Source organism: Maritalea mediterranea, from assembly GCF_021568695.1.
In the GTDB taxonomy this organism is placed as follows: Bacteria; Pseudomonadota; Alphaproteobacteria; order Rhizobiales; family Devosiaceae; genus Maritalea; species Maritalea mediterranea.
The window spans coordinates 1,637,706-1,661,324 of the sequence record NZ_JAKGTI010000001.1 but is presented as its reverse complement, the minus strand read 5'-3'; the positions used below and the strand labels follow the sequence as shown (position 1 = coordinate 1,661,324).

Here is a 23,619-nt window from a genome sequence, read left to right as displayed (position 1 = left end):
TTTCCATTGACCCGCTCAAATATATCAATTATTCATGATATATGGATACAAATAAATCAACCCAAGCGTTTGCCGCCCTCAGCCAAGCCACACGGCTTGACGTGTTCCGCCTGCTGGTGAAAGCCGGTGAGGATGGGCTGTTGGCCGGGGAAATTGGCGAAAAGCTGCAGGTAAAGCAAAACACCATGTCGGCCAATCTTTCAGTGCTGCTGAATGCGGGCCTGGTGAAAAACAAGCGCGAGGGTCGCACCATTCGCTATTATGCGGATATGGAGGGGGTCACTGCCATGCTTTCCTTTTTGCTGGAGGATTGTTGCGGCGGCCAGCCGCAATTGTGCCAGCCCTTTATTCAACAGATCACCTGTTCAACGGACAATTGTAATGACGCGTAATCCCGCTCACATACTTATTCTGTGCACGGGCAATTCGGCCCGTTCTATTTTGGCCGAAGGGCTGATCAACCATCTCGGTGCCCCAGATTTTGCTGCCTATTCCGCCGGGTCACAGCCCAAGGGCGAACCGCACCCGCAAGCGCTCAAAATACTCGAAAAGCATAAGATCGACACTGGCTTTGCTCGATCTAAAAGCTGGGACGAGTTTGCCGGGGCCGATGCGCCAGCGCTCGATTATATCATTACGGTTTGCGACAATGCGGCGGGCGAAACCTGCCCGATTTGGCCTGGCAAACCGACCACGGCCCATTGGGGCATTCCAGATCCCGCCGCGGTGACCGCGCCTCCGAGGGCGGTAGAAGCTGCATTTGATCTGGCCTATGCCCAATTGCACGCGCGCATTTCGCGCTTCTTGGCACTGCCATTCGATCGGCTCGACCCCACTGCTTTAAAACAAGAAATGATGGCCATCGGCCAAATGGAAGAGGTGGCCTAAATGTCGACGCAAGAGCAAACTACCACCGCCCCTGGCGGCATTGGCACTTTTGAAAAATACCTCTCCATCTGGGTCGCCCTCGCCATCATCGTTGGCATCGGCCTTGGGCAAGTGATGCCCGGATTGGTGCAGTTTCTGGCGCAGTTGGAAGTGGCAAAGGTCAATCTGCCTGTGGCGATTTTGATCTGGGCGATGGTTTACCCAATGATGGTGTCGGTCGATTTCAGCTCCATCAAAGATGTGACGAAAGAACCGAAGGGCCTAGCGATCACCTTGGTGGTGAACTGGCTGATCAAGCCCTTCACCATGGCGCTGTTGGGCGTCGTCTTTTTCAAATATATCTTTGCGGCGTTCATCACTCCCGCAGAAGCCGATGGCTATATTGCCGGGCTGATCTTGCTGGGCGCCGCGCCCTGCACTGCCATGGTGTTTGTCTGGTCCCACCTCACCAAGGGCGATGCGAACTACACTTTGGTACAAGTCAGCGTCAATGACCTCATCATGATCTTCGCCTATGCCCCCATTGTGGCGGTATTGCTCGGCGTCACCAATATACCCGTGCCGTGGGATACGCTGATGTTGAGCGTGGTGCTTTATGTGCTGGTGCCGCTTGTGGCGGGTTATCTCACCCGCAAAGCGCTGATCGCCCGCGCCCACAATGTGACCGCCGTTGATGCGTTCACCGCCAAACTCAAGCCCGCTTCCATCGCCGGGCTGTTGGCCACTGTGGTGTTGTTGTTCGGTTTTCAGGGCGAAATCATCCTCGCAAATCCGCTGCTGATCCTGTTGATCGCCATTCCCTTGTTGCTGCAATCCTATGGCATTTTTGCCGTTGCCTATTTGGCCGCGTGGAAAATGAAAGTGCCCTTCCGCATCGCCGCCCCCTGCGCCCTGATCGGCACCTCCAACTTTTTTGAGCTGGCCGTTGCCGTGGCGATTGGCTTATTCGGCCTCAATTCTGGCGCAGCGCTGGCCACCGTGGTCGGTGTGCTGGTGGAAGTGCCAGTAATGCTGTCGCTTGTCGCCCTGGCCAACCGCACCAAGCAACATTTCCCCGGATAACAACCCAATGACGGACCAAAAACCCGATATGCCCAATCTGGTCGCCGACCAGTTGCACCCGATTGACCACAGCAATTTGTTCGCAGCGCAGCCCGCCCATCCCGTGCGCGTATTGATGCTCTATGGTTCTTTGCGCCAACGTTCCTTCTCCCGGCTTTTAACCGAGGAAGCGGCGCGGATACTGGAGGCATTGGGTGCAGAAGTGAAACTCTTCAATCCCAAAGGTCTCCCGCTAGTGGATGAAGACAATGTCGAGCATGAACAGGTGCAAGAACTGCGCGAGCTGTCGCTTTGGTCAGAAGCACAAGTCTGGTGTTCGCCGGAGCGGCACGGCAACATGACCGGGTTGATGAAAACCCAGATCGACTGGCTCCCCCTTGCCCCCATTGGCGGCGTGCGCCCCACCCAGGGTCGCACCTTGGCATTGATGCAAGTGTGCGGCGGGTCGCAAAGCTTCAATACCGTCAATCAAATGCGGGTGTTGGGCCGTTGGATGCGCATGATCACCATCCCCAACCAATCCTCGGTCCCCAAAGCTTTTAATGAATTTGACGAAGCGGGCCGCATGTTCCCCTCCCCCTATTACAATCGGGTTGTGGACGTGATGGAAGAATTGATGAAATTCACCCTCCTCACCCGCGGCACCGCCGCCTATCTGGTGGACCGTTATTCCGAGCGGGTGGAAACAAGTGAGGAGCTCTCAAAGCGGGTGAATATGAAGGCGATATAGCCTACTGCCCCGCCTGCGGCCATGCCGCCAGGTCGGGCTGGATTGCGTCCAGCTTTTTCATTTCCTTAAAGATCTGCTCGCGGACCCAGCGGTGGGCTGGATTGTTGGTGGAGCGTTTGTGCCAAACGCCGACAATTTTGACGATGGGGATATGCATGGGCGGCACGAAAATGTCGAGTTGCATTTGATCGGCCCATTTTTGCCCCAGCTGCCAAGGGATCAGCGCGATCATCTCGCTTTCGCTCACCACCCGGCAGACGCCGGAAAAAACCTGCAGGGTCATGCCCACCTTGCGCGTGCGGCCGAGTTTGGCCAAGGCCGCATCGCCCATGGCGGATGAATTGCCCTCTGGCGAGAACAGGGCGTGGCGTTGAGCACAAAACAGGTCAAGCGGCATCATTTCGCCCGCTTTGATGTTGGCTTTTTGCAGCGCAGGGTGATTTCGCCTGGCGATGACGGCGAATGCCGAGTGGAACAGAAACTGTTTTTCCGCCCAGTTGCCCAAGGGCTCATCTGGAATTAACGCCAAATCTGAACTGCCCTGCTCCACTGTTTGAATATAACGATGGGGCACCAAATCGATCAGTTTGGGTTGAATATTTGGCGCCGCCTGTGCCATTCCATTGGCCAGCGACGGCATCAGCATTTCAGCAAAAAAATCAGACGCGGCAATGCGGAAATCCATATGTTCTGCGGCCGGCTCAAACGATTTAGGCTGCGCAAACAGCGCTTCAAGCCGATCCAGCTCTTCGCGCAAGGGCAGCGCAATTTTTTCCGCATAATCGGTAGGCACCAACCGGTTGCCCCGTCGAATAAACAATTGATCATCAAGCGCATGCCGCAGCCTTGAAAGGGCACTGGAAACGGCTGATTGCGACAAGTTCAATTTCTGCGCCGCTTTTACCGTGGATTTTTCGCGCAGCAAAGCGTCAAGCACCCGCATTAAATTCAGATCAAATGCAGCGAAATTCATTTGGTCAATAACCTATATAAATAAAATCAGTTTGGTTTATTTTAACTGCAGATTTAACGTTCTGGCAACGGGAGCGCTTTCGTTCATCCAAAGGAGGAGGAACGATGAATGATTTCATAGTTGACGACACAGTGCTGAATTGGCGCGGTGTGCTTTATAAAAACCTGTTACCGCGCGAGGCGACGGGTGGCAGCATTTCGGTGGTGGATAGCTTATCCCCTGTGGGCAGCGGCCCGCCACGCCATGTGCATGAAGCCGAGGATGAGACCTTCGTGGTGCTCACCGGGCGGTGCAGCTTCTGGCTGGAAGGTGAAACTTTCGAAAAGGGGCCGGGCGAGAGTGTTTATGTGCCCCGCGGTGCGGAGCATACATTCCAGATTATTGGTGATGCGCCCTCACGCCATTTGGTAATCCTTACCCCAGGGGGATTTGAATATTTCTTCACTGAAATGGCCGCTGGCCAATTCGATATACCGGCCGATATGCCGGCGATTGAGGCCGCCGCAAAGCGCCATAATTTGCGGTTTACCGGCCCCCCACTTGAAGCAAAATAAACGAAGGAGGAGAAAATGAGGGATCTAACAAAATGGTTTTTTGCCGCCGGGGCGTTAAGCGCCCTTATCGGCATGGCATGGGGCATCCAGATGTCGGCCACAAATGACCATACATTGTCGCCTGCCCATGGGCACCTGAATCTGATCGGCTTTGTCACCCTGACGATCTATGGCATCTATTATGCGCTGACGCCGGGGGCTGCAAAATCCAAATTAGCGCCCATCCATCTCGGCATCAGTGTGTTGGCCGTGATCATCTTGGTGCCAGGTATTGCCATGGCGATCAGCGGCGCGGGGGAAACGCTGGCCAAAGTGGGATCAATTGTCACCATCGCCACCATGGGCCTGTTTATCTTTATGATCCTGCGCCACGGCGTGGGCGTAAAACAATAAATCCAACGAAAGGGCAAACAAATGAGCCAAAAAATTACAGTTTATCACATCCCCGTTTGCCCTTTTTCTCAACGGCTCGAGATCTTGCTGGCCCTGAAGGGTCGGCAAGACGCGGTTGACTTTCAAGTGGTGGACATCACCAAGCCACGCGACCCCGAACTGCTGGCCAAAACCCGCGGCACCACGTCTTTGCCTGTACTGGAAACGACGGATGGCGAGATTTTGAAGGAAAGTCTGGTGATCCTGCGTTATCTGGATGAGGTGATCGGCCGACCGATCCGTCAACGAGAGGCACTCCGGCATGCGGTTGAAAACATGTTGATTGCCTTTGAAGGGCCGCTGACCATGAGCGGTTATATGATGGTGATGAACCAAAATCCGGATGAGCGGCAAACCTATATCGATAAAATGCTCAGCCATTATCGCACGCTGAACGATTTTCTGGCCCATCATAGCCCTGATGGCACATATCTGTTTGATGAATTCGGGTTGGCCGAGGCTGTTTATACGCCGCTCTTCATGCGCTTCTGGTTTCTGGACTATTATGAGGATTTTGACATCCCGCAAACAGATGCCTTTAGCCGACTTTTGGCATGGCGCGATGCCTGTCTGGCCCATCCGGCCACACAACAGGTCAGCCGCGAAGAGATCGTAAAACTCTATTATGATTACGCCCTGGGCGCGGGCAATGGGGCGCTATTGGACGGTCGTGAGAAATCCAGCTTTGCCTTCACCCCCGATTGGCGCGAACGGCCCTGGCCGCCCAAGGATAAGTATAACCATCGCGCCAGCGATCAGGAACTGGGCCTGATGGGCAACAGCTAACACTATTGGCTGAGCAGCTTTGCCGCTTCGTCACGCAACACCTGTGCCAGCGCAGCGCTTTTTTGGCTGGCGGCACCTCGATGCGGTTCCACCAACGCAATGTCCCGCTGTGCCCGGTCCACATCGATACGACGCAACCGCACATCGGTGCCGCGCTGAGCTTCGGTTTTGGTGTAAATTTCGGGCAATATCGCAACCCCAACCCCGGCAGCCGCCATGGCACGAATTGCATCCAAGCTGGTGCCCTCATATTCGTCAGACAGATAGCCGCCAACCTGACCGGCCAGGCCTGCAACAATATGCGAGAGGCGGTGCTGCGGACCCAGGGTTAAAAAAGTGCGGTTGGCGAGTTGGTCCAAGCTGATGGCTGCGCCGCTTTTGGCCAATGGATCATCAAGCGCCAGTGCGGCCCATAAACGTTCCCTGAACAAGGGGGTGGCCAAACCGGCGGCGTGGTCCTCAGGCGTTGAAATGATCATATCCAACCGGCCCGAGCGCAACCCCTCGTCCAATCCGCGCGTGCTTTCCTCGCGCACCACGAGGCGCAAATCCTGATAGTCCGAGTGCAACCTTTTCACCACATTGGGCAGCAAATAGGGGCTGATCGAGGGCAACACACCCAGCCGTAACCGGCCCACAAAGGCCCCGCCCCCGCTGGCCGCCGCCCGCAAGTCGGCCATATCGCGCAATATCAACCGCGCCCGGCGCACAATCTCGCGGCCCTCTTCAGTGGGCGTCGCCCCGCGGCGATCTCGATGGAACAGCGCCACCCCCAGATCGGCCTCCACTTCTGCCAATTGTGCCGACAGGCTGGGCTGACTGACATGCAGCTTGGCCGCAGCCGCCCCGATGCGGCCCAGATCGGCCACGGTGACAATATATTCAAGCTGGCGAATGGTCGGTCTCATCATGGCACCAATATAGTTTTAACCTATGTATATCAACGCATATATATATTTGAAATTATATCTCAACTCCGCCATGAGCAAGTCCGGTTTTATCCGGCAGCCCCTTGAAAGGAGTTTTGATGTCGTTTTCTGTTGATATGTTGGCCAATAATCTGATGGCCCCGACGATTCTGTTTTTTGTGCTCGGTCTTGTGGCCGCCTTTGCCCGAAGCGATTTGTCCATCCCCGAAGGTGCCGCCAAGGTGATGTCGATCTATTTGCTGCTCTCCATCGGCTTTAAAGGCGGGGTCAGCGTCGCGGAAAGTGGTATTTCCGGGCAATTGCTGGCCAGCCTGGCCGCCGGGGCCCTGCTGTCGCTGCTCTTACCGGTTCTGGCCTATGCGCTTTTGCGGGCGATCACCAAGCTCGACCGGGTCAACGCCGCCGCGGTGGCGGGCCATTATGGCTCGATTTCGATCGTCACCTTTGTCACCGCCGCCAGCCTGTTGGAAACCAGCGGCATTGATAGCGAGGGCTATCTGGTGGCCGTGGCCGCGATCATGGAAGCCCCCGCCATTGTGTCTGCCCTGTGGTTGGCCGCGCGCGACAAAGGCCAAACCAAGGTCGACACCAATCTGGCGCGGCACATTCTGGCCAATGGCTCGATTGTGCTGTTGGTGGGTGCGTTTTTGATCGGCGCCGCCACAGGCAAACCCGGTCTGGCCCAGATCGAACCTTTTATTGTGCTGCCCTTTACCGGGGTTCTGTGTCTGTTTTTGCTGGATATGGGCCTTTCGGCGGGCCGGAGTCTAATGCTGAACCGCGCCGACTTGTCATGGGGCCTGTTGGCCTTTGGGGTGACTATGCCCTTGCTGGGCGCCCTGATCGGCTGGGTTGTAGCGCAACCTATCGGGCTTTCAACCGGCGGCACCTTCCTGTTTATGGTGCTCAATGCTTCCGCGTCCTACATTGCAGTGCCCGCCGCCATGCGGCTGGCGCTGCCGCAATCAAAGTCAGGGATTTACCTCTCCCTGTCGCTGGGTATCACCTTTCCGTTCAACCTCACCTTCGGATTGCCCCTCTATCTCGCCCTGGCGATGATCTAAATTGCAGGCGGGCGCGCTTTGCGGTGCCCGCCTATCTATTTGCCCCCGCAAAGTGCTAGGATATCCGCAGAATCGGCGGCAAAATCCCGAAATTTCGGCCCGCTTTGTTCCAAAGCGAAATGCGGCCGTAGGCCGCAAAAATCTCACCGCAATTGATATAGCTTACGCAGCCTGCGGAACTCTCGCTGCTTCTATTCGTTCGTCTTACAACACGAAACGAAAGCGAGGACGATCATGGCACAGGAAGAAACCCATAACTTGATCAGTTCTAACAAGGTGGAAAACACCAAAGTCTATGACCTGAAGGGCAATGATATTGGCGAGGTGGAAAAGCTGATGATCGAAAAATCCAGCGGTCGCGTCGGCTACGCCGTGGTCCGCTTTGGTGACTTTTTCGGCCTTGGCGGCCACACCTATCCCCTGCCTTGGGAAAAGCTGACCTATGACGAAGAGCTAGATGGCTACCACCTTGATGTGGACCGTGACCAAGTTGAGGGCGCCCCTAAGTCACCAGGCGAAGATGACGCCCTTTGGACGCCTGAACAGGGTAAAACCATCTATAACCACTATGGTGTGCTGCCCTATTGGGCGACCATGCCCTATGTACGGTAACAGCAGCGCAAAATGTAGGAACCAAAATTGAAAGGCGCTTTTCCTTCTGGGTTGGCGCCTTTGCGTTGGTCGGGCCACACTTTATTATCTAAATGGGGCCACTTTGCCCTAATCACTTGACAAGGCCGCCCTGTATCTGCAGACCGGTGCGCATGCAGCACATCCATGGAAACTAAATCATGAAGACCCTTTCTCTACGATCTTTGAAAAGGTCGTGGACAATCAATATTTTATTTGTACTTACGGCAGTGTTTTTCTCGCTGTGTAGCATTCTATTGGCTCAGCTTATCATTTTTGGGCATCCTAAGTTCCCCACTCAACAACCGATTCTCATCAGTACCGGGGCTGCCTTGTCTCTATTACTGGTGGCCCATCTAAGTTACTTGGCGACGGAGCGTATTCCCGGGTCTGCACCACAATTTCTAGCAATCCCCATTTTAGCCTTCTACTTTTTGGTCCTCTCCACAACGCTATATTTTCTGCGCATTGACTATAGCCGGGTCGTTCTCGGCGCTGCTTTCGTCGGCTTGGTAATCTGGTATATTATTGGCACAATTTTGTTGCGGCGTTATGAGATAGGGCGCATTGGCTTGGTCCCGCCGATCACAAAAAGTAAGCTCGAACAACTTCCCAGAATCAATTGGGAGGATTTGACCAATCCCAATCAAAGTCATGAAGTCCTCGATGCCTTGGTTGTCAGTAATGAGGCGGAAATACCACCGGATTGGCAACGGTTTGTCACGCGAGCGCGACTAGATAATCTGCCGGTTTATACTGTGGACGCAATCAAAGAGGCTGTGACCGGAAAGGTAGATCTGGACAAGGTCACTGCTAACGATCGGTCATTACTTATTTGGGGACGGGGCTATCTGTTTATCAGAAAATATTTGGATTGGATAATCGCTTTATTCGCCCTTCCCTTTTTCATACCAATATTGGCAATTCTCGCCATCTGGATAAAGTTGGATGATGGCGGACCCGTTTTTTATATCCAAGAGCGCACGGGTTTTAAAGGTAAACCCTTCCGGATGTACAAGATTCGCACCATGAGTCATAAGTCTTCTGGAAGTACATCGCTTGAAGACGCAAAAACAAAAGAGGACGACAAACGTATAACACGCGCTGGGCAATTCATCAGAAAATCGCGCTTGGATGAACTACCACAGATATTCAACATTCTTTTGGGCCAAATGGCATGGATTGGTCCACGACCAAATGCGGTAAAATTATCGGAATGGTATCGATCTGAGTTTTCACAATATGACCTTCGGTATCTGGTTCCACCCGGGATTACCGGCTGGGCGCAGGTCAACCATGGCCATGTAGCGACAATCGACGGGGAGCGCGAAAAAGTCGCCTATGACCTTTTTTACGCCAAAAACGTTTCTTTGAGTCTAGACATATTGATCGCATTGCGAACCATAAAAGTGATGGTGACCGGAAGCGGCGCGAAATAGATTTCTATGCTCGCCCAAACTCGTCCTCAAGGCGAATAATGTCGTCTTCCCCGAAGTAAGCCCCTGTCTGCACTTCGATCAATTCCAGCAAAATCTTGCCCGGATTGGCCAAGCGGTGCACCTCGCCTTGCGGGATATAGACAGATTGATTTTCCCCCAATAGCTGTACCTTATCGCCTACCGTCACTTCAGCGGTACCGGTGACCACCACCCAATGCTCTGAACGGTGATGGTGCTTTTGCAGGCTCAATTGCTTGCCGGGCTTCACAAAGAGCCGCTTCACTTGAAAACGATCCCCCATCACCAGCGAGGAATACCCACCCCAAGGGCGATAGCTGGTTTTATGTGTCTCGGTCAGCGGTTGTGTCTCCTGTTGGCTTTTCAGCCGCTTCACAATGTCGCCCACCCGTTGGGCTTCATTGAGATTGCCAACAAAAACCGCGTCTTCACTTACGACAACGGCCACATTGTCCAGCCCATGCACCGCCACATGGGCATAATCGGAATAGACCAGGCTATTGTTGGTGTCTGACAGCGTCACTTCCCCTTGGGTGACATTGCCCCCCTCATCACTATCGCCAACTTTCCACACCGCATCCCAACTGCCCAGATCGGACCAGGAAAAGGCGCTGGGCACGACCACGGCCCGGTCTGTTTTCTCAAAAATGGCATAGTCGACGGAAATGTCCGGCGCTTGTTCAAAGCTTTTCTTGTCCAGACGCACAAAGTCCATATCGATTGCCGACCGTTGCGCGGCCTCAGCCACCGCGGCGCTCGTTTCCGGCGCCAAACGTTCGCATTCTGCCACATAAACATCGCGCGGCATCATGAAGGTGCCAGAATTCCAATAAAAGCCGCCCTCATCCAGCATTTGCTGTGCCCGTTCAAGCTGCGGCTTTTCGACAAACTCAGCAACCTTGTGGCCCCCCTTGGGCAGGGCTTCGCCCTGTTTGATATAGCCATAGCCTGTGGCCGGCTCGGTCGGCGTGATGCCAAAGGTGACCAGCGCCCCCTCCCCCGCACATTCTGCTGCCAACTTCACCGCCTCATGATAGCCGGCATCAGCTTTAACCTTATGGTCCGAGGCCAGCACATAAAGCACCTGATCCTCTTCATTTTGCTGTTGGGCATAGAGCGCCGCCGCCAAAATGGCCGCCGTTGTATTGCGCGCGGCCGGTTCCAGCAAAATCGCACCGAGTTCAATGCCCATCTCCTGGGCCTGCTCTGCCACCAGAAAACGATAGTCTTCATTGGTTACAATGATGGGTGCTGCAAATTGATCCGGATCCGCCACCCGCTGCAATGTTTCTTGAAACAAGCTGCCCGCTCCTCCCAGTGCAAGAAACTGTTTGGGTCGTGAAGAACGAGAAATCGGCCATAATCGCGTTCCCCGTCCCCCGGCAAGGACGATCGGGACAATCTGACTTTGGTTCTGCGGCATAGGAAACTCTATTTCAAATCGCTTAAATGGATGGATTAAGCTAGGTTATTGGACGAAATTGCCATTAGCGTCAATCTTGTGCAATGGGCGTCAACAAGTCAATTTTGTCATGACAAACAGGAGGATTTTTTTGAGATTACAGAACATTTCTGTGCTTGTCGGCACTTTAACCATGCGTTAACCTTAAATTTCTGGACGGAATCGCGAATCTGTGGCAACTTTCTGACGCAAAAAAGCCGTCATCGTGAATTTTTACGTCAGAGCAGAAAATGGCAACAGAAGATTTAATCAGCGTCAACCCGGACGAAGAGGATTCCGTCGACAAGATTTTGCGGCATGCAGAAATGCTGTCCAACCAGCTGCAAAATCTGCGCGAGCGCATGTATCCACCGCAGGCGCAAAAGTCCCTGCGCCGGTTTATGACGCCGGAAGTGGCCAAGCTCACCTCGATTTCAGAATCCAGCCTGCGCACCCTTTCCATTGAAGGCAAAGGCCCCACCCCGGAGCGGCTGGAAAACAATCACCGCGCCTATACGCTGGAGCAAATTAACGAGCTGCGGCAATATTTTGCCCAAAAGAACCCCAACGATGCCCTCACTTTTTTACCGCACCGGCGCGAGGGCGAGCATTTGCAGGTTCTGGCCATCGCCAACTTTAAAGGCGGCAGCGCCAAAACCACCTCAAGTGTGCATCTGGCCCACTATCTGGCCTTGCAAGGCTACCGTGTTCTGGCCATCGACCTTGACCCGCAGGCCTCCATGTCCGCCATGTTCGGCACCCAGCCTGAATTTGATGTCGCCAGCAACGAAACCATCTATGCCGCTTTGCGCTATGACGATCAGCAGCGCCCGATTCGCGATGTGATCCGCAAAACCTATTTCCCGGGCCTGGACCTCATTCCCGGCAATATCGAGGTGATGGAGTTTGAATATGATACCCCGCGGGTCCTGGCATTGAATGAGCAAAATCATGGCTCGATCTTTTTCGAACGCCTGGACCAGGCGCTCAAGCAGGTCGATAATGATTATGATGTGGTGATTTTGGACACGCCCCCTTCCCTCGGCTATTTGACTTTGGCGTCGCTTTACGCCTCAACCGGCCTGTTGGTGACGGTGCACCCGGCCATGATGGATGTGGCGTCCATGAACCAGTTCTTGCTGATGATGGGCGATTTGGTCGGCGTGATCCGCAATGCGGGCGCCACCATGCAGAAAGATTTTATGCGCTATCTGGTGACGCGACACGACCCGAACGATCAGGCGCAAGCCCAAATTGTGGGACTGTTGCGCCATTTGTTCGCCACCGATGTGCTGCTGCCCACCGCGCTTGAAAGCACGGCGGTCGAAGCCGCGGGTTTAGGCAAGCGCTCCATTTATGAAGTGGAAGCGGGCGAAGTGCAGCGCAACACATTGAAGCGGGCGCGCGAGGCCATGGATTTGGTGAATGGTGCCATCCTCGATCTGATCCACGAAGCCTGGGGGCGCAAATGAGCAAACGCAAATCCATTGTCTCCAGCTTTGGCGATCTAACGGGCGACAGCCCTCCTGCCAAACAAGACACCAAATCGGACGAGAAGCAAAAAGCGCCGGGCCGGGTGGCCGCTGGCATTATCGGCACCACTCAACGCACCCTGTCGCAACTGCGCGAGGAACGCGATCAATTGCTGGCCGATGCGCAAAGCGCCGATAAGATTTTACAACTCGACGCCCAAAAGATTGATCCGTCCCCGTTTCAGGACCGATTGCCCGACGACAATCCAGACGCCTTCGAAAGCTTTAAGCAAAGCCTCGCGGAGGAGGGGCAGCAGGTCCCCATTACGGTGCGCATTCATGCCGACCAACCAGATCGATATCAGATCGTTTATGGCCACCGTCGCTGGCGCGCCCTAAAGGAACTGGGCCAGCCGATCAAGGCGATTCTGGTCGACTATTCCGATCGCGATCTCGTGGTCGCCCAGGGCATCGAAAATGCCAGCCGGCAAGATTTGAGCTGGATTGAACGGGCATTGTTCGCCGATGAAATGCACCGCGCAGGCCTAAAGCCCAAAGACATCAAAGCCGCCCTCAATGTGGATGACGCGCAGCTTTCGAAGTTCCGTTATGTCATCAAGCAGGTCGGCGCACCCCTCATTCAACTGATCGGCCGCGCGCCCGGCATTGGTCGCCCCAGATGGATTGAATTGGCCGACCGACTGAAAGAAGGCGTCGATGAAGACCGACTTTTAGACACCTTGTCAACTGACAAGGTGCAAACAAACTTATCCCCGGACGACCGATTCGGCCTTACACTAAAGCTGGCCAAACCTGAAAAACCCTCCACACAACGGGCGCCCTCGCTTTCATTGGGCGAAGTAGGCACCTTGCAAAGGGGCAAAAATGAGGTTCGGATCAAGTTAAAAAAACAACATCAGGTTGAATTTGCAAATTTTCTGGAGCGAGAAATGGACACGCTTTTGGAAAAATATAACCGACTTCGCAAGGAGTCATAACCCACCTTGTCAACTGACAAGGTTTTAATGTTAAACAAAACAGGAAAGGAAATTTAAACAAAGAAAAAGGCCTCCAAACCCGACGGTTCGAAAGCCTTCCTCGATAACTTAAGCACCTATCAAGGAATCACTTTCGGCAAAAAATGTCAAGCATTCATGTTTGGCAAGGCGTATTTCTTTGTCTGAATTTTGAAAAGTTATGCAAAATCTAGGTTGGCGCAAGCCGACACCGGGTCTTGTGGCAGCAGAAATGCATGCCCAAGTCGGTGAGGGGCTTTCTGTACCGAAATCAAAGGCAATCATCGCTGTCAAAAAAGTAGCAACCCACATCGGATTAAAGCCGGCACAATTGATGTTGCTCGACATTCTGTTCGCCTTTTCCAAGCCTCAGGACTGGGAAGCGGGCCAACGGCCCTTAGTGTGGCCCTCTAATCAATATCTGATGGATCAAACCGGCTTTAGTCTGCCGGCCCTCAAGCGTCATTTGCGGCGTCTGGGCGAGCTGGGCCTCATACACTTCCACGACAGCCCCAATGGCAAACGCTACGGCCACCGCGACCGCTCAGAACGCATCGTAGAGGCTTATGGTTTTGATTTAGGGCCGCTGGCCGCACGGGCAGGGGAGTTCGAGGCCCTGCACAAGAAAATTATGGCCGAGCGTGCAGAAAAAAAGCAATTGCGTAAAAAATTGACATGCACCCGCCGCACCATCCGTGCACACCTCATGGCCGCTTTAGAACAGCGACTGAGTGGCCCCTGGCTCTCATTGCAGGAAGAGTTTGAGGTGATGCTAGCCGAGATGCCCCGATCCGGCAAACCGCTGGGGACGCTAAGAAGCCTTTGCCAACGATTTACGAAGCTTTGCCAAACAATCGAAAATCTGTATTCGAACGCGCTCCAAAAGGTTGATGCAACCCTCCCAGTCACACAAGAAGTTGAAGAACCGACCCCCACACAGCTCAGAAATGACCCCCATAAATACACTACAATTCAATCATCCATGAACAACAAGCCAACGAAAAGGCCAAATCATACCCCGGGAAAAACAGATGGTATTACTTTTGAAAAGTTTTGTAGTGCTTGTCCAAACTATATAAACTATGCCAACAAACTGGCGCATGTGCCAAAAAGCTGGAGAGACTTGGCCCACATTTCAGAAAAAATGGCACTCATGTTAGGCATTGATGCAAACCAGTGGGGCCGCATAAAAGCAAAGCTCGGTCAATACTCGTCTGCAATTGCCCTTGGATTAACCTTTGAAAAACATGTTCAAGGGATTGTACACAATCCCTTGGGCTATATTTCTTCTATGGCCAAAAAAGCAGATCTCGGGACACTACATTTGAAAACCAGCATTATGGACGGTTAGTAACCGGCCCAGACGGTCTAGGTCCTGTTGACAAACTGCTTTGTCCAAAGTCTCGCGGCGGCAATTTGGACGAAGCCTAAGTAGCTTGTTGCTGTTTTGTCATATCTTGTGGCCAACCTTCTTGAGCATTTGAGTTTGTTAAAACAGCGCTCGACGTGATTACGCACAGCATATATGAAAGGGTCGATCTGAATATCTACCTTTCGACTTTTGCACTCGGGTATAACCGGCGTTCCGTTGCGTTGTTCGATTTTTTGGCGGATATGATCGGCGTCTTAGCCCCGGTCTGCAATGAAAACCTTTGCGGCAGGTGCATCATCATCCACCAGCAAATCAAAGCCTTTGTAGTCAGAAACTTCCCCGCCGGTTATTTCCGCCCTGACAGGCAATCCGTGAGCGGTGGCAATGAGGTGAATTTTGGTCGTGAAGCCACCTTTTGAACGGCCAAAACCTTCTTTTTGAGCCCCCCTTTTGCGCCAGCCGACAAATGATGGGCCCGGGTAATAGTGCTGTCGATCATTTCCACTTGATCGGGAACCGTCGTGCTCACATTGAGGGTTTCGAGAACCAGTTCCCACAATCCTGCTAACGTCCAGCGACGAAACTGGCGATAGACGCTCGACCATTTGCCAAATTCCTCCGGCAGATCACGCCACTGGGCACCAGTTCGTGCAATCCAGAATATTCCATTCAGAACCAGCCGGTGATTAGACCCGCGACAACCGCCCTAGCCGCGAATAGACAAAACAAACTGCTCGAAAAACGCCCATTCCGCATCTTCCATCAACAAACGAGCCAAGATAACCTCCAACAAAAGTTATCTTGAATCAGAATCTAGCTGATTTGTGAATCCTGTTTGTCAACAGAACCTAGCCCGCACGATACAGAAGCAAAATTGTTGATTATTACTGAGCTAGAATGTAAACTTTTATGCACGGGCAACACCAAACTTTTAATAGGGGTAGCGCAATTTTTCTAACGTTTTGTTTTACTTTGAAAAATTAGTATACATCGAGTCCAGTACAAATAATTTGAATAAGCCATAGCCCAAATAGGCAAAAAAATGCACGACCAAAAGGCCGCAATTGAAATAAAAATACCAATTTAGATTTCTTCAATACATTATCAGCCCCAGACAACAACATGGGAGAGATAGCATTTTACGCCGCTGGCAAACTACATTAAACATCGGCCCACTATCGTGGTGCAATGAAGCCGTTATTTTCAAAGCATACCCAAATAGCTAAAAAGTACATCTGTGATGACGAGCGTGCTGGCCAATAGTTCGTTTGTAGACTACAGGATGCTTTTGTTGCCTGAGCTTTGAATGGAGACGTTTCCTTGGATTTCGTATGACTCAATCTATGGTAAGAAAAGAAAATAAGCCACATGTTCGATAGAAAGAAAGTTCTAATTTTGTATAGTCCGGAATTGGTAACGTCATTTGTAAAAGACGTCATCTCGGCCATCTCCCCGGACGTTGTGGTATACTTAGAAGGGATTAAGAAAGAAAATAGAGAATATGCTGATTCCTATATCGAACTGGGCTTAGAGCGAGTAAACTTCCGAAATGCCAACAATAGTATTTTTTTTACTTTAGACACACTGAGCGTGCCTATAAATTGTATTGTTAATTCGATTCCATCTTCCAATAAATGTGTATTTATTCAGCACGGTTCGATAAAAGGGGCACAATGGGAAATTGATTCGGGTTTAAAACGAAATTTCTGGCGACGACTAAAGAAGAGAATCGGAATATCCCTAAAGTTGACTTTGGCGACCCGTGGCTTTGGCATACGGTTCATGCGAGAGCGTCGGATTGACGTGCGGCTATTTGATTCTGTTTTCCTCTTCATTGCAGAGGATGCAATTTTTTTTGAGAGCTTCGAAGGCGAATTACTCATCGGCAAAAGTGAGATTGCTAGAAAAATCAGGAGTGATGTGCAAGGTGAAAACATTTTAATATCGCAGCCGTTCGTGGAAGACGAAATCCTAAGTGAAGAACAGTACATGCACTCTGTTGGAGTCATCATCGAACGGTATAATATAAGCAGAATTATCCTTCATCCTAAGGAAAACGGCAGAAAGTTTTCCATATACGGGGAGAGTGTGAATACGAGCTACTTTTCGGAGGTTGATACATTGGATGTCAATGCGGTCTATGGCTTTTACTCCTCAGTATTGGAAGAAATTGAAGGTGTTCCAGTGATATATATTGACTTGCAGACCACAAAAGTCGCAAGGACAAAGCAACCTACAGAGCCCGTGGGACGGCCATATTTGATGAAAGTACTGAAGGAGAAATTTCAGTGAAGCGTGTCGGTATTTTTCTTCCTATGATAATTCCCGGCGATCACCTAAATGGCGGCGTGCCTAAGGTATTTATCAACACCCTTGGAGGTTTGAGGGATCACGGTTTGGAAGTTTTCGGTATCGTTCATCAGGAATCAACTGCCGTACGCAAAGAGTTGGACAGACGCAACATTCCCTATATAAGTGTTAGCTTTGAAGTTCCAACACTTAATCGTGACTTTCAAGGCCTTACATTTATTGAGCTATTATTTAAAGCCTTACGTGTGCTGAGTAGTATTCCTAAAATACGCAAAGCAATCCGCCAGGAAAATGCCGATTGTATCTTGGCTCATGATGCAATCGCAGCACTTTATCTCGCTTTTTTTCCTGTAGACGTTCGAGCGCTGTATCTACACTCAACTAGACCTTTTACCGGAAGTGTATCCAGGCTTTTTCTGCGGATATCTTCATTTAGGATTACGCATTATCTATGTCCAACAGAGTATATTAAGAATTCTATTGATAATTTAAATGTTCGTCGCTTCCCCCGCTCATTGGTAATTGATACCCCGGTTGAAATAGACCATAATCTGCTGGAGATGGGTGCGGATGGGAGCTGCAAAGGAGCTCGAGGGCAGGTCTCTTTAGTCTATATTGGGAGAATATCTCCAATCAAAAACCTGATCTCCATGGTTGAACTCCTGTCTCATCTCATAAGAAGTCACTTCCAAAATGTCTCACTTCATATTTATGGTGAGGCCAACAACGACGCCCAGATTGATTATTTGGAAAAAGTCAAACAAAAAATTAGTTCAAATGACCTTGAAGATGTCGTCGTATTTAAAGGGTTTTCAAGCGATCCAGCGTCTGACTTTCGAAAATATGATGCCAGTATTATTCTGTCGGAGGGGGAAGCTCTTCCTATGGCGGGGATCGAATCATTGATAGCTGGTACACCAGTAATTGCATATGACCGTCCCGGATTGAACGACCTAATCTGTCAATCAAGCGAGGGGGTGCTTTTCCAACCTGGCGAATATGAAATAGTAAGTCAATGGTTGCGCGAAGGGCCACATTCTCCAGATACAGCGAAGCTTAAGAACCGCTTTTCCATAAGTCGTTGGACCAAAAACGCATTGGAGTTTCTCAAATGACGCTAATAGTTTTAGGAGCAGGGGTAACTGGTCTAACGTTTGCCAACTCGGTAAACGCCTCTGTGAAGATATTTGAACAAAGTGAAGAAGCGGGCGGCTATTGTCGCACAACGAAGCGCGGCCCCTACACTTGGGACCGAGCTGGGCACTTTTTTCATTTCAGAGATATGCGTATGAAGTCTTTTTTTGAACGACATGTGTTGGGTGAAAACTACGTTAGCGTAAAAAAACACACTCTTATCTATTTCAACAAGAATTGGATTGACTTCCCCTTTCAATCTAACATCCATCAACTGCCTAAATCAGACTATATCACATGTCTGATAGACGCTTATTTAGCTTCGAAATCGGAGGTGGATAATTCCTCTTTTAAGGCATTTGTACGATCTAAATATGGGCGGGGAATATCTGATCGTTTTCTCATCCCTTATAACGAGAAGCTGTATGCTACTGATTTGAATAATCTTGAGGCCTCTTCCATGGGAAGGTTTTTTCCTGACGTAGACTTTGATGATATCATTTTGCAGCCACTCCAGAAAGGGGCCGAATCTTACAACTCGACATTTTTATACCCGAAGAAGGGAGCGAGTCAGTTGATTGACTTTTTGGTTGGTGCGCTTCCACAAAATGCCGAATTGAACTTGAACTCTCCAGTTAGTTCCATAAACCTTATTGATAAAACCGTAACCGTGGGCGAGGAAACGTTTGAATATTCAACCCTAGTGAGCACTACCCCTTTGAATCGATTAATCAAACTTTGTGGTTTAAAAGAACAAGACGATTTAAAGGAACTGACAGCAAATGCAGTGTTAGTCTACAATATTGGGTTTGATTCCGAGACAGTTAAAAAGTTCCATTGGGCATATTTCCCTGGGGATGAAGTTTTCTATCGCGTTGGTTCCTATGATCATATCTTTGGCGACCCCTTTGCCAGTCTTTATGTGGAAATTGGACTTCCCAAAGGCGAGTTTGATCCCAGCAACTTCGGACTAGAGCGGGTTGTGGAAGATCTGAAGCGTGTAGGCATCATTCCTCATACAGCAAACGTAGTGGATTTTGAAAAAGTAATAATGGATCCCGCTTATGTCCACATTACCTCCTCTGCTGAGAGAAGGAAGCTTGAACTTTTTGACGTGTTGAGGGAAGCAGATGTTTATTCCGTAGGCCGCTACGGGGAATGGAAATATTGTAGTATAGAAGACAATATGTTGGACGCCATAAATGTGGCAGAGAAGATCAGCAAGAAGCTGGGTACTAACTTGCGGGAGTTTTGGATTTAATGAAGTCGGTAGCAATTATACCTGTTCGCTCCGGTTCAAAAACTGTTCCGGATAAAAACATTAAGCATTTCCTGAACAAACCGCTTATGTATTGGACGATTGGCCACGCTTTGGAGGCAAAACATATCGATAGGGTCATCGTGTCTACAGATAGCCAAAGCTATGCGGAGCTCGCGCGCCAGTACGGTGCAGAAGTACCATTTTTGCGTCCTCCCCATCTGTCAACAGATGAAGCGACTACAGAATGTGTAATGTCGCATTGTGTCGATTTCCTTGCGCTTGAGAAATATAAGTTCGACTATCTCGTGCTATTGCAAGTGACCTCACCGATAAGGTCATCTGATCTGATCGACCAGTGTATTGAGAAGGCACAGCGTACAAATGCAGATTCATTGCTTACTGTAGCACCCGATCATAGTTTTGGGTGGTATGAGGATGATGATCGATTGAGAGCTGATTACGACTATGAGAACCGGCCACGCCGTCAAGATATAGGGCGTATCAGACTCCGAGAAACGGGTTCTGTGTATGTAACAAGTAAAAGGCAATTCTTATCAAGTGAAAATCGACTCGGAGGGAAAATTAAGTGCTTTCAGACCTCGTTTTTCGAGAGTCTTGAGATCGATACGCACGAGGATTGGGTAGTAATCGAGAGTATCGCGAAGGGGTTTTACAGTGCCACTGGTGCGTAATATTGATGATTTGCTAGTGAATGCGTCCAATGACATTCGAAATTGCATGCATATTATTGAATCCAATAGAATGGGATTTGCTTTAGTCGTAGATAACGACCGAAAATGCATCGGATCTATTACGGATGGGGATATCCGCAGAGAGCTTCTTAGAGGAGCAAGATTAGAAACAACCATCACACAAATTTGCAATAAGACTTTCCAATTTGAGTATCATGATCGTATAAATTCTCGGAAGCTAAATCATAGGATTCAGTTTTTACCCATCATAAATCGAACCGATGGACGAATTGTTGCAGTGCGTTTGCCAGGAATGGAGTTCTTGGAAATCGATGGCCGCCGAATTGGAGAAGGATATCAACCATTTCTTATTGCCGAAATCGGGAATAACCATAATGGGAAGTTAGCCGCTGCACATGAAATGATTAAATTGGCAGGGCGATGCGGTGTGGATTGCGTTAAGTTTCAGTATCGAAATATCGAAAAGCTTTACCGGCAAATCGACAACAAAGAAAACGCGCATGATCTTGGTACTGAGTATACGCTAGAATTGCTGTCAAAATTCCAACTGCCGAAGTCAGAACTTTTTGAAGCATTTGATTTTTGTCGAGAAGTGGGTTTGATACCATTATGTACTCCTTGGGATGAGTATTCCCTCGAGGACCTAGAGGAGTATAATTTGCCGGGCTACAAAGTAGCATCTGCAGACTTAACGAATCTCTCGTTCTTACGTCTGTTGGCCAATACTGGTAAGCCTTTAATTGTTTCGACTGGTATGTCCTCTGAATGGGAAATTAAACAATCAGTTGCTTTGCTTGAATCGCTTGGCGCCGATTTCGCATTGCTACATTGTAATTCAACTTATCCTACACCATATAAAGATGTTAATCTTAAATACCTTGAAAAGCTAAGGAGAATACATGGTGGTGTGATTGGATACTCGGGTCATGAACGCGGAGTAGAAGTCCCGGTTGCGTCTGTCGCGCTGGGTGCTTCAATTGTGGAAAAACACTTTACTCTAGACAAAAATTGGGAAGGCAGTGATCATAAAGTCTCGTTACTGCATCCTGAACTAAAACAAATGGTAGAGATGATCCGCAACGTTTCGGACTCTTTAGGCACTCCAAATCGACAAATCACGCAAGGCGAGATGATCAATCGAGAGAACCTTGCGAAGAGTATCGTTGCCAAACACTCTATCAAGGTGGGAGATAAATTTTCACCAGAGCATTTCGAATTTGTTAGTCCTGGGCAAGGATTGCAACCCAATAGGCTGAATGAGCTTATCGGTAAAGTCGCTGTAAGAGATATTCCACCAGGCGGCTTCCTGTACGGATCTGACATTGTTGAAGAAGTCCTGGAGGCTGGTAGTTGGAGATTTAGCCGTCCAGCTGGAATCCCCGTCAGGTACCACGATTTCAATTCCCTGACGGACAACAAACAATTAGATTTTGTGGAATTCCATCTTAGCTTTTCGGATTTAAAGCGGGATCCCAATATTTACATTAGACCGAACACCATCCAAAGATGTGCTGTACATGCGCCGGAACTGTTCGAAGGAGATCATATACTAGATCTTGCAAGCGATGACAACGAATACCGCAGTAAGAGTATTCAATTATTGAACGAGACCATTCGCGTCACTAAGAGAATAGTGTCGTTCTTCAGTAAGACTGAGCGACCGTATCTGGTTGTAAATGCGGGAGGTTTCTCAGAAAACGGTTTCGTCGAAAAAGAGATGTTAACTGTTAAATATGACCGCTTGCTAGATGCGCTTCAACAAGTCGACAAAGGCGATGTTGAAATTCTTATTCAAACTATGCCACCTTTCCCATGGCATTTTGGCGGCCAGCGTTACCACAATCTTTTCACTAAGCCCGAAGAAATTGTGGAGTTCTGTGAACGCTCGGGCTTGAGAGTTTGCTTAGATGTGTCGCATACCATGATGTCGGCAACATTCTTTGACTTTGATTTTTATGAAGCGGTTGAGAAAATTGGGCCATTGTCTCCTCATATGCACATCGTTGACTCTTATGGGGTTGACGGGGAAGGAGTCGAGATGGGCGCTGGCGATATAGATTTTCGTAAGTTGGGAACTATACTTCAGCGCGTCAATCCTGATGCCCAATTTATCCCTGAGATTTGGCAAGGCCATAAGAATAATGGAAGAGGTTTTTGGCAAGCATTAAGCTTTCTTTCTAGGCATAATTTTTGATGTTCGTCAAAAATGTATTGATGATGGCTACAATAAAGGTGTCCGCCATCACTTTAAGCTTCGCATCCACTATCTTGCTCGTTCTATGGTTTGGGAAGAGAGAGTTTGGCGAATATATTGGGCTGCTATCTATCGTAAATTTGCTGGTTTTTCCGCTGACGGGCGTAATTGTTCGTGAACTTGTCAGGAAAGTTGCCATTCAAGGTGGCGAAGTAACTCCATCAATTATGAATATTGTAAATACATATTTTAGTTCATTTGCTATCGGGTGTTCCCTAGCGATACTTCTTATATTTTTGCAGTTCCGTATCTCTCTCATACTGCTCATCGGAAGTAGCGTTGTAATGCTCAGTATTTTCTCAGCCTTGTATAGAGCGGAAGGAAGATTTGTATTGGGAAATTTGGAGGCACAGATAATTCGTCCTGCAGGTTTTATACTTGTATGTTTCATATTAACGCAAACGAAAATTAATATCGATTCGGATAAGTTGCTACTAGTAATGGGTGTAATTGTATTCGTAACAGCAGTAACCTTTGTAATATTAAGCCCGTATCCATTGCGATTTACTGTACGGTGTTCTGCGCTTCCAAATATTTATGGGTTACCAGCACTTTTTTGTGCGGGTTTTGAATTGTACCATGTCAGTACCGATGTCATTGTAGCTAATGTCTTATTTGGAGGTAACGTAGCTGCAGATGTGAAAATTTCACATCAGCTTAAGTCTTTGGTGTTAATGCCATTTTTAGTTTATCTGATGTATGCACAGAGACAGATTAGTGAGAGCGTCCATTCAGAAGAAAAATGGATCAAAGTTAAAACGGAAGTTCGTTATCTGAAGATAGTTTCAGCATTGTTTGCGATTTTTGGATCAATAATTATTTTTGTTTATATTTATTACTTCGATTATTTTGCTTTTTCGTTGTCGATTTTGTTCTCTATTTTGCTGAGTTCAGCTTCTTTTATTATATTTGGGCCTCAACTAGAGATTAGCTTTCAAATCGGGACAATTTCGAATATTTCGAAATATGTGGTGGAGTTTCTGGCTATACATTTGATTATATTAGTTCTGGTATCTGTGACCAAATTACCCGCAGAAGCGATGTTCCTATTGAATGCGCTAAACATTATTTTCCTTTTTAGTAACATTGGAAAAGTGAATAACCGAAAAGTAGACCAAATAAAGCCATGAGAATTTTCGCT

General features: G+C 49.4%; 22 protein-coding genes and 1 pseudogene. 19 read left to right on the top strand and 4 right to left on the bottom strand.

From position 1 onward, the window contains the following. Positions 1 to 41 precede the first annotated feature (41 nt). The 4 genes from L1I42_RS08015 to arsH are packed head-to-tail and all read left to right on the top strand — an operon-like array spanning position 42 to position 2,680. Entirely contained in the window at positions 42 to 392 is a 351-nt protein-coding gene (locus L1I42_RS08015; RefSeq protein WP_236113952.1) for an ArsR/SmtB family transcription factor, read from the top strand. Further along, a complete protein-coding gene (locus L1I42_RS08010) occupies positions 382 to 888 on the top strand; it encodes an arsenate reductase ArsC (RefSeq protein ID WP_236113951.1) in 507 nt (168 codons plus the stop codon). The genes L1I42_RS08015 and L1I42_RS08010 overlap by 11 nt, the downstream gene beginning before the upstream one ends. Further along, on the top strand, positions 889 to 1,950 hold the full coding sequence (gene arsB, locus L1I42_RS08005; protein ID WP_236113950.1) for an ACR3 family arsenite efflux transporter: 1,062 nt from the start codon (positions 889 to 891) through the stop codon (positions 1,948 to 1,950). 7 nt (positions 1,951 to 1,957) lie between these two features. After that, a complete protein-coding gene (arsH, locus tag L1I42_RS08000) occupies positions 1,958 to 2,680 on the top strand; it encodes an arsenical resistance protein ArsH (RefSeq protein ID WP_236113949.1) in 723 nt (240 codons plus the stop codon). Between the two features lies 1 nt (position 2,681). On the opposite strand, the gene L1I42_RS07995 is transcribed toward arsH, so the two are convergent. Next, the gene (locus tag L1I42_RS07995) at positions 2,682 to 3,653 is read right to left on the bottom strand and encodes a LysR family transcriptional regulator (protein WP_236113948.1); all 972 of its coding nucleotides are present in this window, start codon (positions 3,651 to 3,653) and stop codon (positions 2,682 to 2,684) included. A gap of 104 nt (positions 3,654 to 3,757) precedes the next feature. Between L1I42_RS07995 and L1I42_RS07990 the strand changes: the two genes are divergently transcribed. From L1I42_RS07990 to L1I42_RS07980, 3 genes are read left to right on the top strand one after another with little or no spacing between them, the layout of a single operon-like run. Then, positions 3,758 to 4,207, top strand: a complete 450-nt coding sequence (locus L1I42_RS07990; RefSeq protein ID WP_236113947.1) for a cupin domain-containing protein — start codon at positions 3,758 to 3,760, stop codon at positions 4,205 to 4,207. Between the two features lie 15 nt (positions 4,208 to 4,222). After that, the gene (locus tag L1I42_RS07985; RefSeq protein ID WP_236113946.1) at positions 4,223 to 4,600 is read left to right on the top strand and encodes a hypothetical protein; all 378 of its coding nucleotides are present in this window, start codon (positions 4,223 to 4,225) and stop codon (positions 4,598 to 4,600) included. 21 nt (positions 4,601 to 4,621) lie between these two features. After that, positions 4,622 to 5,425 (top strand): glutathione S-transferase family protein, encoded by an 804-nt coding sequence (locus L1I42_RS07980; RefSeq protein ID WP_236113945.1) that lies wholly within the window; start codon positions 4,622 to 4,624, stop codon positions 5,423 to 5,425. 2 nt (positions 5,426 to 5,427) lie between these two features. Here L1I42_RS07980 and L1I42_RS07975 read toward each other — a convergent pair whose 3' ends face one another. After that, a complete protein-coding gene (locus tag L1I42_RS07975) occupies positions 5,428 to 6,333 on the bottom strand; it encodes a LysR substrate-binding domain-containing protein (protein WP_236113944.1) in 906 nt (301 codons plus the stop codon). Positions 6,334 to 6,452: 119 nt separating this feature from the next. Between L1I42_RS07975 and L1I42_RS07970 the strand changes: the two genes are divergently transcribed. The 3 genes from L1I42_RS07970 (at position 6,453) to L1I42_RS07960 (ending at position 9,487) form a co-directional block, all read left to right on the top strand. Next, on the top strand, positions 6,453 to 7,418 hold the full coding sequence (locus L1I42_RS07970; RefSeq protein WP_236113943.1) for a sodium-dependent bicarbonate transport family permease: 966 nt from the start codon (positions 6,453 to 6,455) through the stop codon (positions 7,416 to 7,418). A gap of 234 nt (positions 7,419 to 7,652) precedes the next feature. Continuing rightward, positions 7,653 to 8,030, top strand: a complete 378-nt coding sequence (locus L1I42_RS07965) for a PRC-barrel domain-containing protein (RefSeq protein ID WP_236113942.1) — start codon at positions 7,653 to 7,655, stop codon at positions 8,028 to 8,030. A 179-nt stretch (positions 8,031 to 8,209) separates the two neighbouring features. Continuing rightward, the gene (locus L1I42_RS07960) at positions 8,210 to 9,487 is read left to right on the top strand and encodes a sugar transferase (RefSeq protein WP_236113941.1); all 1,278 of its coding nucleotides are present in this window, start codon (positions 8,210 to 8,212) and stop codon (positions 9,485 to 9,487) included. Positions 9,488 to 9,491: 4 nt separating this feature from the next. Here L1I42_RS07960 and L1I42_RS07955 read toward each other — a convergent pair whose 3' ends face one another. Further along, positions 9,492 to 10,928, bottom strand: a complete 1,437-nt coding sequence (locus L1I42_RS07955; protein WP_236113940.1) for a mannose-1-phosphate guanylyltransferase/mannose-6-phosphate isomerase — start codon at positions 10,926 to 10,928, stop codon at positions 9,492 to 9,494. Positions 10,929 to 11,197: 269 nt separating this feature from the next. On the opposite strand from L1I42_RS07955, the gene repA reads away from it, so the two are divergent. The 3 genes from repA to repC all read left to right on the top strand — a co-directional run bounded on the left by repA (position 11,198) and on the right by repC (position 14,785). Continuing rightward, the gene (repA, locus tag L1I42_RS07950) at positions 11,198 to 12,418 is read left to right on the top strand and encodes a plasmid partitioning protein RepA (protein ID WP_236113939.1); all 1,221 of its coding nucleotides are present in this window, start codon (positions 11,198 to 11,200) and stop codon (positions 12,416 to 12,418) included. Then, complete coding sequence (repB, locus tag L1I42_RS07945) at positions 12,415 to 13,416, top strand: plasmid partitioning protein RepB (protein WP_236113938.1); 1,002 nt, start codon at positions 12,415 to 12,417, stop codon at positions 13,414 to 13,416. The genes repA and repB overlap by 4 nt, the downstream gene beginning before the upstream one ends. 199 nt (positions 13,417 to 13,615) lie before the next feature. Continuing rightward, entirely contained in the window at positions 13,616 to 14,785 is a 1,170-nt protein-coding gene (repC, locus tag L1I42_RS07940) for a plasmid replication protein RepC (protein ID WP_236113937.1), read from the top strand. Between the two features lie 17 nt (positions 14,786 to 14,802). Here repC and L1I42_RS07935 read toward each other — a convergent pair. Then, positions 14,803 to 15,569: pseudogene (locus L1I42_RS07935) on the bottom strand (IS5 family transposase). A 605-nt stretch (positions 15,570 to 16,174) separates the two neighbouring features. On the opposite strand from L1I42_RS07935, the gene L1I42_RS07930 reads away from it, so the two are divergent. From L1I42_RS07930 to L1I42_RS07905, 6 genes are read left to right on the top strand one after another with little or no spacing between them, the layout of a single operon-like run. After that, positions 16,175 to 17,098, top strand: coding sequence for a glycosyltransferase family 52 (locus tag L1I42_RS07930; protein WP_236113936.1), 924 nt, complete (start codon positions 16,175 to 16,177; stop codon positions 17,096 to 17,098). After that, positions 17,095 to 18,231: a glycosyltransferase gene (locus L1I42_RS16380; protein WP_236113935.1), complete on the top strand. Its 1,137-nt coding sequence runs from the start codon at positions 17,095 to 17,097 to the stop codon at positions 18,229 to 18,231. The genes L1I42_RS07930 and L1I42_RS16380 overlap by 4 nt, the downstream gene beginning before the upstream one ends. Next, complete coding sequence (locus tag L1I42_RS07920) at positions 18,228 to 19,511, top strand: protoporphyrinogen/coproporphyrinogen oxidase (protein ID WP_236113934.1); 1,284 nt, start codon at positions 18,228 to 18,230, stop codon at positions 19,509 to 19,511. Before L1I42_RS16380 ends, L1I42_RS07920 begins: the two co-directional genes overlap by 4 nt. Beyond that, entirely contained in the window at positions 19,511 to 20,203 is a 693-nt protein-coding gene (locus L1I42_RS07915) for an acylneuraminate cytidylyltransferase family protein (protein ID WP_236113933.1), read from the top strand. The genes L1I42_RS07920 and L1I42_RS07915 overlap by 1 nt, the downstream gene beginning before the upstream one ends. Beyond that, entirely contained in the window at positions 20,187 to 22,418 is a 2,232-nt protein-coding gene (locus tag L1I42_RS07910) for an N-acetylneuraminate synthase family protein (RefSeq protein ID WP_236113932.1), read from the top strand. The genes L1I42_RS07915 and L1I42_RS07910 overlap by 17 nt, the downstream gene beginning before the upstream one ends. Beyond that, positions 22,418 to 23,608 (top strand): hypothetical protein, encoded by a 1,191-nt coding sequence (locus tag L1I42_RS07905; protein WP_236113931.1) that lies wholly within the window; start codon positions 22,418 to 22,420, stop codon positions 23,606 to 23,608. The genes L1I42_RS07910 and L1I42_RS07905 overlap by 1 nt, the downstream gene beginning before the upstream one ends. Positions 23,609 to 23,619 lie beyond the last annotated feature (11 nt).